We start from the raw sequence: 13246 nt of genomic DNA, 5'->3' as shown, positions 1-13246 counted from the left end.
CAGTTGTGCAGCGAAATGTGTTAAAATTATCAAAATGTATGCAAAATTTGGTCATACCCTATTTTTGCAATAAATTTGTATTGAAATTAAGGTCTTATTCTATGTTTAACACTCTACCACCCGGAATAACACAGTACGCACAACACGCAAAAGAATTTTATCCTTCCCTGCTTAAGCCACGCGCAGCAAATAGCCATAAAGGTACTTTTGGCATGGTTGGTGTGATTGGCGGTGCAGAAGGCATGGCTGGTGCCGCATTATTGGCAGGTTCTGCCGCATTGTATTCAGGCTGCGGTAAAGTGATTGTGGGTTTCAATCAAGACACTTTGCCAATGCCTGTTGATTCGCATCGCCCAGAATTAATGTTAGATACGGCAGCTAATCTGGTTAAACGTGAAGATATTAATACATGGGTCATTGGTTGCGGTTTGGGGCAAACAGAAAGCGCCGCGCGGGCATTACATGCTTTGTGGAATAGTAGCAAACCACAGTTGGTATTGGATGCAGATGCTATTCATTTGCTGGTAGACCATTCCAAATTATTTCCACCGATGAAACGTTCTGATTTGGTTTTAACGCCTCATCCAGGTGAAGCTGCTTATTTGCTCAATATGGGCATCAATCAAGTGCAAAGTAATCGTGCTTGGGCAGCGCGTGAAATTGCTAGCCGTTATCGTTGCTGGGTGGTATTGAAAGGACATGAAACCGTAGTTTCTTCGGCGCGTGGTTTCTTGCATGTGAACAATAGTGGTAATGCAGGTTTGGCTACTGCAGGTAGTGGCGATGTATTGGCAGGTATTATTGGTAGCTTATTGGCGCAAGGCATTGTGGCAGAAGAGGCTGTACCTGCAGCGGTTTGGTTACATGGTGCAGCATCGGAAATCTTGGCAAGTGCGCAAGTGGGTCCAATTGGTTTGCTGGCAGATGAAATTGCTACTGCTGTACGCTGGTTACGCAATCGTTTGACAGCTGTGTAACCAAACATCACTTCAGGCAGCCTGAAAACACATTAACGAATAAAATATTAGGTTACTGACAGCATACGTCAGTAACCTTTGTTTAGTCTATTAAAATCAACACATAAGGATACATTATGAAATGGACAGACACTCAACGCATCGCCGAAGAATTGTTTGATGCACATAGTGATATTGACCCCAAAACCATTCGTTTTACCCAACTGCGTGATTTGATTCTCGCGCTTCCCGATTTTGATGATGACCCTGCACATTGTGGGGAGCGTATTTTAGAAGCGGTACAACAAGCGTGGATTCAAGAAGCAGAATAATGCATATAGGCAGCCTGAAAAGTTTTCAGGCTGCCTTTAAATACATAGCATATTCATGATAGGGCTAATGATATAGTGAATTCACTATACTAGGTGTACACGGCGGTCGCTGTCACCTTGTCTTATTTCTATTTTAAATGACTATAAAGGCAGCCTGAAAATGAGTGAAACCCGAAAAATCATACACATAGACATGGACGCATTTTACGCATCGGTAGAATTACGCGAGCAACCCCATTTGCGCGGCAAACCTGTGGTGGTGGCGTGGGATACGGCGCGTAGTGTCATTTGCGCCGCATCATACGAAGCACGCGCGTTTGGTTTGCGCTCCGCCATGTCGGTTGCAACGGCTAAACGCTTTTGTCCTCAAGCGATTTTTGTGCCGCCACATTTTGATTTATATCGCCAAGTTTCACAGCAAATCCACGCCATTTTCAGGCTGCATACCGATTTAATTGAGCCGATTTCATTGGACGAAGCCTATTTAGATGTAACGGAAAACAAACAAAATATTCCCTATGCCAACCAAATCGCCAAACAAATCCGCGCCCAAATTTGGCAAGAAACAGGTTTAACCGCCAGCGCGGGCATTGCGCCGAATAAATTCATCGCCAAAATCGCCTCCGATTGGCGCAAACCCAATGGGCAATTTGTGGTGCAACCGCATGAAATCGAAGATTTTTTGCACGATTTACCATTGGGAAAAATTTGGGGCGTAGGCAAAAAAACGCAGCAGAAAATGAATGCGCTCGGTTGGCAAACTGTGGGCGATTTACGTCAAATTTCACGCGGCGAATTGTTGAATTTATTTGGTAAATTTGGCTATCGGCTCTATGATTTGGCACGCGGTGTGGACGAGCGACCTGTTGAACCTGAACGCGAGCGCGTGCAAATTTCTACCGAAATCACGCTGCCTGAAAACATTACTTTGTACGATGTACCCCATTATTTATTTGATTTAGCAACCGATTTGTGGCAACAAATGCAACGCCACCACATTGACGCACACACGCTGACCTTGAAATTAAAAACCAGCGAATTTCAAATTTTCACGCGTTCGCAAACTTATTCTGCAGTCCTGCCAGAACGCGATGCGTTATTTCAGGCTGCCACGCAATTAGCCAACCGAATGCCACAAGGCGAATTTCGTTTGATTGGTTTGGGTGTTAGCCATTTGCAACCTGAGGGTAGTCAGCCTGAATTGTTTCAGGCAGCCTGAAAAATAAATTATTTGATAAACAAGGAAAAAATATGCAAACCTTAACCATTATCCAACCCGATGATTTACATGTCCATTTTCGTGATGGCGACGCGATGAAATCGGTCGTGCCATACACTGCGCGGCAAATGGGTCGCGCTTTGGTGATGCCCAATTTGAAACCGCCTGTAACTACGGTTGCCCAAGCCCTTGAGTATAAAAAACAAATTCAGGCTGCCACGCCTGAACATTGCACATTTGAGCCTTTGATGTGTTTGTATTTGACCGACAAAACCACGCCTGACACAGTACGTGAAGCAAAAGCAGCGGGGATTGTTGCCTTCAAATTGTATCCTGCTGGCGCGACCACCAATTCGGATAGTGGCGTAACGGATTTGTTTAAATTATTGCCTGTGTTGGAAGAAATGGCGGCGCAGGGTGTGTTATTTTTGGCGCACGGCGAAGTAACCGACCCTGAAATTGATATTTTTGACCGTGAAGCGGTGTTTATTGAACGGATTATGAAACCTGTTTTGGCGCAAGTACCCAATTTAAAAGTGGTTTTTGAACACATCACCACCGCCGAAGCAGCGCGTTTGGTGTGCGAGTCGGGCGACAATGTGGCGGCAACGGTTACGCCGCAACATTTGATGTATAACCGCAATCATATTTTGGTGGGGGGCGTGCGTCCGCATTTTTACTGTTTGCCGATTATCAAGCGCGAAACGCACCGCAAGGCTTTGTTGGACGCGGTTACTGGGGACAAATCGCATAAATTTTTCTTGGGAACGGATTCCGCGCCGCACCCAAAACACGCCAAAGAAAATGCCTGTGGTTGTGCAGGCATGTTTAGCGCGATGACGGCGATTGAGTTGTACGCGCAGATTTTTGAACAGGCGGGCGCGTTGGATAAATTGGAAGCGTTTGCCAGCCAGAATGGGGCGCGTTTTTATGGGCTGCCTGAAAATTCGCGTCAAATCACTTTGGTCAAACAGCCACAGCATGTACCCGAAAGTGTGCAGTTTGGCGAGAGTGTGGTGGTGCCGATGTGCGCTGGCGAAGAGATTGCTTGGTCGCTTATTGAATAAATTTTGATGTTTCAGGCAGCCTGAAAATAAATTTTTATCTTTTTTAGGCTGTCTTTTATCTTAAATATTTCATATATAACAAGGATATATCGTGACACTCTATTTTCTCGGTGGTGGCAATATGGCAAGCGCGATTATCGCAGGTTTGCAACGCCAATCATTCAGCAACACCATTCACGTTGCCAATCGCGGTGCAGCCAAACGCGAAGCCCTTGCTGCCCAATTTGGCATCAGCGTATCCGAAAAACTGCCCGAATTGCACGCCGATGATGTGCTGATTTTGGCGGTTAAACCACAAGATATGCAAACTGCTTGCGCCGATGTTCAAACCAATGGCGCATTGATTATTTCGTTGGCGGCAGGCATTTCTATCGCCACTATATCGCGTTATTTGGGTGGCAACACGCGCATTATTCGCGCTATGCCCAACACGCCCGCGCAAATTGGTTTAGGCATCGCAGGTTTATTCGCGCCCGCTCATTTGTCCGATGCCGACAAAACCATCGCCCACACCATTTTCGCCGCATCATGCCACACCATTTGGCTGGATAACGAAGCGCAAATTCACGCCATCACCGCCATTTCAGGCAGCGGTTCGGGCTATGTGTTTTACTTGATGAACGCATTGCAACAAGCGGCACAAAATTTTGGTTTTGCGCCACAACAAGCGCGTGAATTAAGCATCCAAACCTTCAAAGGCGCAGTCGCATTAGCAGAACAAACAGGCGAAGATTTAGCCACATTGCAAAACAAAGTTACTTCCAAAGGAGGCACCACCGCCGCTGCATTGGACGTTTTCAGGCTGCATCAAATCGCTGAACATTTATGCGATGGCACACAAGCCGCCGCCAAACGTTCGCAAGAATTAGCCAATTTATTTGAAGCACAATAAATATTCAGAATAATTTTAAATAAACATATCATGAACAAATACCGTGGCGAATTTATGCTCTTTATCGTAACCCTATTTGCAGCTGCAGGGTGGTTTGTTTCCAAAGCATCACTCAAAGAACTGCCACCAGCAGGTTTTTTAGGGATACGCTTTGTTGGCGCATCATTATTGTTTTTGCCGTTTGCCTTGCCAAAAATTCGCCAGTTGCAACGTGCCCAAATTTTCCGTGCTGCCGCTGTGGGTGCTGCGTTTACCACTAATATTTTCTTGTGGATACAAGGTGTTGCGCATAGCCAACATTTTGGCGAAGGCGCATTTTTACTCAGTCTATCCATGCTGCTTGCTCCGCTGCTCTCATGGTTATTGTTTCGCCACACCCCTTCACGTATGTTGTGGATTTCGCTCGCCATTGCCGCCAGCGGTTTGTATTTGCTCAATTCAGGACGACCGCTGTGGCATATGTCGTTAGGTAGCCTATTATTTGGTGCGGCATCCATCGCCAGCGCACTGTTTTTTGTATTGAACAACCAATTTTCCAAAAATATGCCCGCTTTGCCGCTGACCACCATACAGCTGGGTACAGCAGGTTTGGTATGCAGCATCTATTCTATTGGTTTTGAAACATGGCATTTTCCACTCTCTGCTGCGAGTTATGGTTGGTTATTCATCGCCATTTTATTCATTACCAACGCCCGTTTTTTACTGCAAACCTACGCACAAAAACTTTGTCCGATTGGTAACGGTGCATTGATTATGGTGCTTGAACCCGTGTGGACCTTTGTTTTCAGCGTGATATTGCTCGGCGAAACACTCACTTGGCAGAAAACACTTGGTGGCAGTCTGATTATTTTTGGCTTATTGGTGTACCGACTACCACTACAATGGATAGGCAAACGATTCAGGCAGCCTGAAAAATCATCAAAATTTTAAAAGTTTTCTTTATATAGTGAATCCACTATACATTTAAATTTCAAAACAAAAGGCAGCCTGAAACATTTTCAGGCTGCCTTTTGTGTTAAAATTAAGACGTTTTTTTATTTTCTAAACAGGAATATAACATGAGTTTAAAATGCGGCATTGTCGGTTTGCCAAACGTGGGCAAATCCACTTTATTCAACGCCTTAACCAAATCAGGCATTGAAGCGGCAAACTACCCTTTCTGTACCATTGAGCCGAATGTGGGCATTGTAGAAGTTCCCGACCCACGCATGGACGAATTGGCGAAAATCGTCAATCCGCAAAAAATGCAGCCAGCGATTGTGGAATTTGTGGACATTGCAGGTTTGGTGGCAGGTGCCAGTCGTGGCGAAGGTTTGGGCAATCAATTTTTGGCGAACATTCGCGAAACTGATGCGATTGTGAACGTAGTGCGTTGTTTTGACGATGACAATATCATTCACGTTGCGGGCAAAGTTGACCCGATTGCCGACATTGAAACGATTGGCACCGAATTGGCATTGGCGGATTTGGCGAGCGTGGAAAAAGCCATTTTGCGCGAAGGCAAACGCGCCAAAGCAGGTGACAAAGACGCACAAAAACTGGTCGCCATTTTGGAAAAACTGTTGCCGCATTTGAACGAAGGCAAGCCAATCCGCGCATTCGGTTTGGACAAAGACGATTTGGCATTGCTCAAACCCTTGTTTTTATTGACGGCAAAACCTGCCATGTATGTGGCGAATGTGGCGGAAGACGGCTTTGAAAACAACCCCCATTTGGACAAATTGACCGAATTAGCCAAACGCGAAAACGCGCCGATTGTCGCCATTTGCGCGGCATTGGAAAGCGAAATCGCAGAATTGGACGATGCGGAAAAAGCCGAATTTTTGGCAGAAATGGGCATGGCGGAAGCAGGTTTGAATCGCTTAATCCGTGCAGGTTACGATTTGTTGGGCTTACAAACCTATTTCACGGCTGGCGTGAAAGAAGTTCGTGCGTGGACAATCAAAAAAGGCGACACCGCACCGCAAGCTGCTGGCGTGATTCACACCGATTTTGAACGCGGTTTCATTCGCGCCCAAGTGATTGCGTATGATGATTTCATCGCGCTGGGTGGTGAAGCGAAAGCGAAAGAAGCAGGCAAAATGCGCGCGGAAGGTAAAGAATACGTTGTGCAAGATGGCGATGTGATTCATTTCTTGTTTAATGTATAAAAAAGTAATAGGCAGCCTGAAAATAATGGGTTTTAAGTATGAAAATTTACTTTGTATGCGTAAGAGTAGAGCGTACAGTAATCTTAAATGAACATATTTTTCAGGCTGCCTAAATTTTAAGCAAATAATATTTATTAATATAAAACAAGCAATTAATTGATTTATCCACAAGTCATACACAAATTTGTGCCAATGCTTGTGTGTACAATACACTTCACAAAATTACTTATCCACAAGGATGAAACATGAAAGTAAGCAGTTATGGCGAAGTGCTGTGGGACGATTTACCCAGCGGCAAAGTTTTGGGCGGTGCACCATTGAATGTGGTGGCACGATTGGCATCATTTGGCGTAGATGCGAGTATCATCAGCCGTTGCGGCAAAGATGCGGATGGTGAAGAATTATTGCGACAAATCGCAGCGAAAAACGTGTCAACCAATTTGATACAAATAGATGATGAGCAAGCTACCAGTTTGGTTAAAGTAACGCTTAATCATTCGGGTAGCGCAACTTATGATATTGTTTATCCTTGTGCATGGGATAAAATTGTGCCAAATGAAGCTGCATTGGCACGCGTAGCGGATTCCGATGTGCTGGTGTATGGTAGTTTGGTTCTACGTGATGCCGTTTCTCGTGCTACTTTGAATACCTTGTTACCACGCGCCAAGTTCAAGATTTTTGACGTGAATTTGCGTGCTCCGCATTATGAATTGAACTGTTTGTTGGAAGCAATGAAACAAGCAGATTTGATTAAGTTGAATGATGAAGAGTTGTATGAATTGGCAGCTGCGTTTGGTTCGCCTTATCATAGCATGGCACAAAATATTCAATTTATTGCTGATTTAACCAAAACGCAGCATATTTGTATCACATTAGGTGGACATGGTGCATTGTATTATCGCGCTGGCGAAATCCACGCGCATCACGGTTATTGCGTTAAGGTAGTGGATACGGTTGGTGCTGGCGACAGTTTCTTGGCTGGATTTATTTATAAATTCTTGCAAGGCGCTGAACCTAAAGATATTTTAACATTTGCTTGCGCATTGGGAAGTTTAGTCGCTTCTAAACGCGGTGCGACTGCTGCGGTTAGTATGGACGAAATTTTAACGTTTATCAATCCGAAAGCATAAAGATTAGGCAGCCTGAAACCTTTACAAAATCCTCATTTGTCGCACAGTTTTGTGTAATTAAGGATTTTGCCAAGATTTCAGGCTGCCTTGTTTACCATAAAAATGTATCGGCGCGTAATCTAAAATGTGCCAAACCGTCGCCATTTTCAGGCTGCCGTACAAACCCCAATTTTTCATGTAAACGCAAACTTGCCACGTTATGAGGCAATACATGCCCACTCACTTCATCGGCAGCTAATTCCGAAAAGGCATACGCCAATGCCAAACGTCCCATTTTTGTTCCTGTGCCACGCGGTGCATTGGGTGCGGCGTAAAAACCCCATTCCCACAGATTATTTTGTACGCGTGTAAAATTCAGGCTGCCTAATGGCGTATCATTTTCTTGATAAATCAATAAAATATAATCGGGATTGGTTTCTTGTGCAGCATACCATTTTTCGTGTGTTTCCCACGCAATTTCATCGGTGTGCAGCATAAAACGGCGAATATCCGCATGATTGCGCCAAGTGTACAATAAACGACTATCCGCTAACTGAGCGGGACGAATGCAGCCTGAAAAATCCTGTTGCATCAAATAGTTTGCTACTCGTTTTGCTCCCAAACCATCGCATAAAGTTGTGGCACGTTGGCTCATGGCAAGCAAGTTTTCAGGCTGCTTAATGTGTGCCAGCATATCTGAAAAAGTTTGAGATTCAATTTCATTGCTTTCCAACGCATATGCGACACCAACCGCTTGTAATTGTTGTGCAATTTTGCGTTGATTATCTGCGATAACCAACAAAATAGTCGGCAAGCCCAAGCAGCAACGTTCCCAAGAAGTGCTACCTGCTGCACCAATCGCCCAATCTGCTTTCGTCATCCATTCCGCCATATTTTGTGTATGAACAAGCACTTGGCAGGAAAATGGCGCGGTATCAGCAAATTCTTGTACAGCCGCAATATGTGGCGCGGTTTTGCCCATAACAACGGTTACTTGGTCTTGGATTTGATGTTTTGCTAATGTTTTCAAAATGGTAAGTGTGTGATTGTCTTTATCTACGCCTCCTAAATTAATGAGAATATGTTGTGGGCAGCCTGAAATTGGTGTGCGCCGTATTAAACTGCGTTCACGCCATTGGGCAAATTCATCACGCAACAAAGCATAACGTGTTCCTGCCAATACATGACATTTTTGTTCAATCAAATCAATGTAATGAGCAGCAGAATGCCCCCAGTTTTGGTCAAGCAAAATATCAGCGACGTGGCGGCGGTCATGCAAATCGTCTATGACCAGTAATTTGGCATGGGTTGCGGCAACGGCGGCACGTTCCCATTCTGCATCCAGCGCATAATGGTCGCAAATCAAATAATCAGGCGAAAAATCAATCAGATAGGGTAAACATTCTGCCATATCTTGTTCTTGACTTGTGCCAAGCCATGCGGCGTGTGCCAATGCGTTTTGTGGTGGGACAAAAGTGGTGTTTGGCGAAATTTCGGGCAGCAGGATACATTCAAAACCTTGTTGTGCGACAAAATCGCCTAAATGTCCTGTGTGTTTGCGTGAAATAAATCGGATGCTATGTCCTTGTTCGTGCAAAACTTTTGCTAAACTTAAACAGCGCATAATATGTCCGCTGCCAATTTGTAATGATGCATCGGCACGAATGATGAATTTCATGATTTTGTCCTTTCGGGCTGCCTGAATATGGGTATTTGATATGTTTATCCTGATTTTATAGTGCTTGTTGGCGAAACCAAAGCGAAAGAGATGGGCAAAATGTGTACTGAAAGCAAAGAATATGTCGCACAAAATGACGATGCGATTCATTTTTTATTTAGGGGCTAATGACAATTTATTTTAGAACCTGTATTCACAATCTTAATAACTTGCTTTTATCGCCACTTTATGCGCCTACTGCGTTAACTTTTCATGCCAATATGTTCGATATTGGCATGAAAAGTCGCCTTGTATCCGCAAAAATTGGCAATAAAATCAAGCAATCAATCTTATGAATACAGGTTCTTACACTTGCTTTTGTATCAAACATAGGCAGCCTGAAAATAATGTAGATTTGATTAAATTATTTTTTAGGCTGCCTAAAATGTTTTTTTTGAAACAAAATTATAGAAGAGAAACACTTGGTGCATCTGCCGTTAAAATGACTTGCTGTACAACCGTTGCGCCTAATTCTGTTTGTACGTGTTGAGCGATAAAATCTAATGCTGCGCGTAAATCTGCTTCACGGCTGCTGTTGGGATATTCCAGTATCACAAATGCACGGCGCGTATTTTCAGTAACCATTGTGCGTTTGCCATCACGCCAATTAAAACAGCGACATACCGCGCCAACATCATCGGTATAACACAACTCGCCTGCCAAAGTAGGGGAATTTTCTTCATCGCCCAATGCCAAAAATTCATCACCACCTTCAGTTATACGCAATTTCAGGCTGCCCACAAATGTATCCACATCTTCCGCACCGCAAGGCAGGGCGAATGTTAAACTTGCTGCATTGTAAATATCCACCAATGGACTGATGCAGCCTACCCCCTTACCATTTTCCACGCGTTTTAATAAGGCTTCAATACTGCAACGCACACCTTTTTTTGTTTTAAATTTTTGGTATGCCTCACGCCATACTGCTACTGCTAGATTTTGGCTTAATTGTTCGGCAGTTAAATGCTTTTTTGCAGCCTCATTTGCGTGCGCCAATAAATCTGTTATTTTTGCGTTGGATTCGCCTTGATTATTCACATTATCCAATACCAAAACTGCTAATTGAGCTTGAGGGAATAGTTGCCAAAAACTTGATTCTGCAATAAATTGTTGTGTCATATATCAACCTGAATATATTTGAAAAAATACATTTTAATATAAGGCAGCCTGAAAAAACAATTAGTACATTTCAGGCTGCCTATTTTGATTTTTTTGTGATTGTATTAACCTGTTTACAAACAACAACGCCAATTAACAAAAATCTTACAATTCGCGCAGCATCCGCTATATAATCCAGATTTCCGATACGAAAGTTTGTTATGAATTACCCTTTGCCCGATTTTGAACACAAAATTTTGCCACCTGAACAGTTGGCGAAAAAATTAGCCGATTTACCACGTCCGCTGGTGTTTACCAATGGTTGTTTTGATATTTTGCATCGTGGGCATGTAACCTATTTGGCGCAAGCGCGAGCATTGGGCGCGTACTTGATTTTGGCGTTAAACACCGATGAATCGGTTAAACGGCAAGGCAAAGGCGATGACCGCCCAATCAATACACTAGCAAATCGTGCGGCAGTCGCGGCGGCATTGGCAAGCGTGGATTGTGTAACATGGTTTGACAGCGATACCCCTGCGGATTTGATTGCTTTGCTGCAACCCGATGTGTTGGTAAAAGGTGGCGATTGGCAGCCTGAAAACATTGTTGGTGCGGCGGAAACTTTGGCGCGTGGCGGTAGTGTACACAGCATTCCATTTTTACATCAAACATCTACCACCAAAACATTGGCAAAAATTCGCGGATAATGTATTTTCAGGCTGCATTTATGCTGCATTATAAGGCAGCCTGAAAATCTTTATTCATCAATATAGTCATTTAAAATAAAAATAAGGTGGCTGAAACCGCCGTGTACAAAGTTATAGTATTTTTTATTTTAACCGACTCCATCAACCACATAGAAAGAAGAAAACGTATGAACAAGCAACCCTCTCTCTTCGGCGGCGCGATGATTATCGCAGGTACGATTGTTGGCGCAGGTATGCTCGCCAATCCTACTGCAACTTCGGGCGTATGGTTTATCGGCTCGTTATTGGTGCTGTTGTACACATGGTTTTCCATGCTCACATCAGGGCTGATGATTTTGGAAGTGAACACACATTATCCCAGTGGTGCCAGTTTTGACACGCTGGTGCGCGATTTGCTCGGACAAGGTTGGAACATTGTCAATGGCGTTGCCGTTGCCTTTGTGCTGTATTTACTGACCTATGCCTATATTTTTGTGGGTGGTAATTTGACCGCAAACGCATTGGGTGGGCAAGCATTATGGGTTGGACAAATTGTCTTCTTTCTGATTTTTGCAGGCTGTGTATGGTGGTCAGCCAAGGCGGTAGACAGATTAACCAGCGTATTAATTGGCGGTATGGTTTTAACGTTTATTTGGGCAACTGGTGGCTTGTTATCACACGCACAACTGCCTGTTTTATTGGATTCTGTTGCACCAGCTGATACTAAATATTGGATTTATGCAGGTACCGCCTTGCCCGTATGTTTGGCATCATTCGGTTTCCACGGCAACGTATCCAGTTTGTACAAATATTTTGAAGGTAATGCTCCCAAAGTTGCACGTTCCTTGTGGATTGGTACGTTGATTGCGTTTGCTATTTACATTTTGTGGCAAATCGCCATTCACGGCAATTTACCGCGTTCTGCCTTCGCACCCGTGATTCAAGCTGATGGTGATGTTGGCGTTTTGATTGCAGAATTATCCAAATTTCTCAGCACAGGGAGCATGGGCAAAATTCTGTCATTTTTCTCATATATGGCGATTGTGTCATCATTTTTAGGTGTAACTTTGGGCTTGTTTGATTATTTGAGTGATTTGTTTGGTTTTGATAACAGCCGCGCAGGTCGCACCAAAGCTGCCGCAATTACCTTTTTACCGCCTTTGATTGCGTGCTTATTGTATCCATTGGGTTTTGTTGCCGTGATTGGTTACGTTGGTTTGGCAGCAGCGGTTTGGACAGGTTTGGTTCCTGCTCTCTTATTGCATGCATCACGCAAAAAACATGGTATGGGCAAAGGTTATCGCGTGTATGGTGGTATGGGCATGGTCATCTGGGTGTTTGCATTTGGCGTAATAAATATTGCCGCACAATTACTCAGTCGGGCAGATATTTTGCCTGTATTTAAAGGCTAATTGATTGGATACAAAAAGGCAGCCTGAAATAGTTACAAAATCTATTCAGGCTGCCTGAAAATTTGTAGGTTGGATACTTATATCTAACAGTTTAAAAAATAAATTGTTATTAAATATAAAAAATGTCGGATTCAAGAATCTAACCTACAATTTTGGGATTGCGTAAAGATTTCAATCTGAAAAAATCATTGACGATAATGTGCCCAATTTGGGTCATATTCACAATATGCTTGCGCATTCAAATGAGCAAATTTTTCGCACAATTTCTGTGCTTGTGCCAACAAAATTTCTGGCTCAGACGTTACCGCAAACACAGTACGTTCGCCTTGTGATAAATTCATTAAGCTCAAAGTATCAATGCCTTGTTGATTTTGAATAGCATAGGCTTCAAATTCATCTTGCAAATCATAGGCAGCCTGAGCATCATCATCTCCCGCAATTTGACAAGTTATGGATACCACCCATGCCATGTCTGCGCGTCCCAATAAACTGTTTGCCGACTGATTGCGTCTGAAAAATAACGCATCTTGCCCCTCGTCTTCTTCAATTTGTGCTACCGCATAGCCACATTCTTCGGGATAAATACCATTTCGTCCCATTGCCAGCCA

14 protein-coding genes are annotated in these 13246 nt (G+C 43.7%); 11 read left to right on the top strand and 3 right to left on the bottom strand.

The window, feature by feature from the left end; genetic code table 11:
* Positions 1 to 101: 101 nt before the first annotated feature.
* The 8 genes from MIS45_RS08620 (at position 102) to MIS45_RS08585 (ending at position 7746) form a co-directional block, all read left to right on the top strand.
* Positions 102 to 977 carry an NAD(P)H-hydrate dehydratase gene (locus tag MIS45_RS08620; protein WP_249442229.1) on the top strand — a complete coding sequence of 292 codons (876 nt, stop codon included), beginning with the start codon at positions 102 to 104 and terminating at the stop codon, positions 975 to 977.
* Between the two features lie 116 nt (positions 978 to 1093).
* Positions 1094 to 1288 (top strand): Fe-S cluster assembly protein IscX, encoded by a 195-nt coding sequence (iscX, locus tag MIS45_RS08615; protein ID WP_249445626.1) that lies wholly within the window; start codon positions 1094 to 1096, stop codon positions 1286 to 1288.
* A 160-nt stretch (positions 1289 to 1448) separates the two neighbouring features.
* Positions 1449 to 2507: a DNA polymerase IV gene (gene dinB, locus MIS45_RS08610; protein WP_249450228.1), complete on the top strand. Its 1059-nt coding sequence runs from the start codon at positions 1449 to 1451 to the stop codon at positions 2505 to 2507.
* Between the two features lie 32 nt (positions 2508 to 2539).
* The gene (gene pyrC / locus MIS45_RS08605; protein WP_249450227.1) at positions 2540 to 3574 is read left to right on the top strand and encodes a dihydroorotase; all 1035 of its coding nucleotides are present in this window, start codon (positions 2540 to 2542) and stop codon (positions 3572 to 3574) included.
* 91 nt (positions 3575 to 3665) lie between these two features.
* Entirely contained in the window at positions 3666 to 4466 is an 801-nt protein-coding gene (proC, locus tag MIS45_RS08600; protein WP_249450226.1) for a pyrroline-5-carboxylate reductase, read from the top strand.
* Between the two features lie 30 nt (positions 4467 to 4496).
* Complete coding sequence (locus tag MIS45_RS08595) at positions 4497 to 5396, top strand: DMT family transporter (protein ID WP_249450225.1); 900 nt, start codon at positions 4497 to 4499, stop codon at positions 5394 to 5396.
* Positions 5397 to 5524: 128 nt separating this feature from the next.
* Complete coding sequence (gene ychF, locus MIS45_RS08590) at positions 5525 to 6616, top strand: redox-regulated ATPase YchF (protein ID WP_249450224.1); 1092 nt, start codon at positions 5525 to 5527, stop codon at positions 6614 to 6616.
* A 245-nt stretch (positions 6617 to 6861) separates the two neighbouring features.
* Complete coding sequence (locus tag MIS45_RS08585; protein WP_249450223.1) at positions 6862 to 7746, top strand: carbohydrate kinase family protein; 885 nt, start codon at positions 6862 to 6864, stop codon at positions 7744 to 7746.
* A gap of 91 nt (positions 7747 to 7837) precedes the next feature.
* Here MIS45_RS08585 and pseG read toward each other — a convergent pair whose 3' ends face one another.
* A complete protein-coding gene (gene pseG / locus MIS45_RS08580) occupies positions 7838 to 9403 on the bottom strand; it encodes a UDP-2,4-diacetamido-2,4,6-trideoxy-beta-L-altropyranose hydrolase (RefSeq protein ID WP_249450222.1) in 1566 nt (521 codons plus the stop codon).
* 90 nt (positions 9404 to 9493) lie between these two features.
* Between pseG and MIS45_RS11485 the strand changes: the two genes are divergently transcribed.
* Entirely contained in the window at positions 9494 to 9571 is a 78-nt protein-coding gene (locus MIS45_RS11485; RefSeq protein WP_430472136.1) for a hypothetical protein, read from the top strand.
* Between the two features lie 276 nt (positions 9572 to 9847).
* On the opposite strand, the gene MIS45_RS08570 is transcribed toward MIS45_RS11485, so the two are convergent.
* Complete coding sequence (locus MIS45_RS08570; RefSeq protein ID WP_249450221.1) at positions 9848 to 10561, bottom strand: B3/B4 domain-containing protein; 714 nt, start codon at positions 10559 to 10561, stop codon at positions 9848 to 9850.
* Between the two features lie 200 nt (positions 10562 to 10761).
* On the opposite strand from MIS45_RS08570, the gene MIS45_RS08565 reads away from it, so the two are divergent.
* Both MIS45_RS08565 and MIS45_RS08560 read left to right on the top strand, forming a co-directional pair.
* Positions 10762 to 11247 carry an adenylyltransferase/cytidyltransferase family protein gene (locus MIS45_RS08565; RefSeq protein WP_249450220.1) on the top strand — a complete coding sequence of 162 codons (486 nt, stop codon included), beginning with the start codon at positions 10762 to 10764 and terminating at the stop codon, positions 11245 to 11247.
* Positions 11248 to 11414: 167 nt separating this feature from the next.
* The gene (locus tag MIS45_RS08560) at positions 11415 to 12638 is read left to right on the top strand and encodes an aromatic amino acid transporter (RefSeq protein WP_249442215.1); all 1224 of its coding nucleotides are present in this window, start codon (positions 11415 to 11417) and stop codon (positions 12636 to 12638) included.
* A gap of 185 nt (positions 12639 to 12823) precedes the next feature.
* On the opposite strand, the gene MIS45_RS08555 is transcribed toward MIS45_RS08560, so the two are convergent.
* Positions 12824 to 13237, bottom strand: coding sequence for a DUF695 domain-containing protein (locus MIS45_RS08555; RefSeq protein WP_249450219.1), 414 nt, complete (start codon positions 13235 to 13237; stop codon positions 12824 to 12826).
* Positions 13238 to 13246 lie beyond the last annotated feature (9 nt).

The sequence above is a fragment of the Wielerella bovis genome, from assembly GCF_022354465.1.
GTDB lineage: Bacteria > Pseudomonadota > Gammaproteobacteria > Burkholderiales > Neisseriaceae > Wielerella > Wielerella bovis.
The sequence above is the reverse complement of the archived record's forward strand: the minus strand, read 5'-3'. Positions and strand labels throughout refer to the sequence as shown.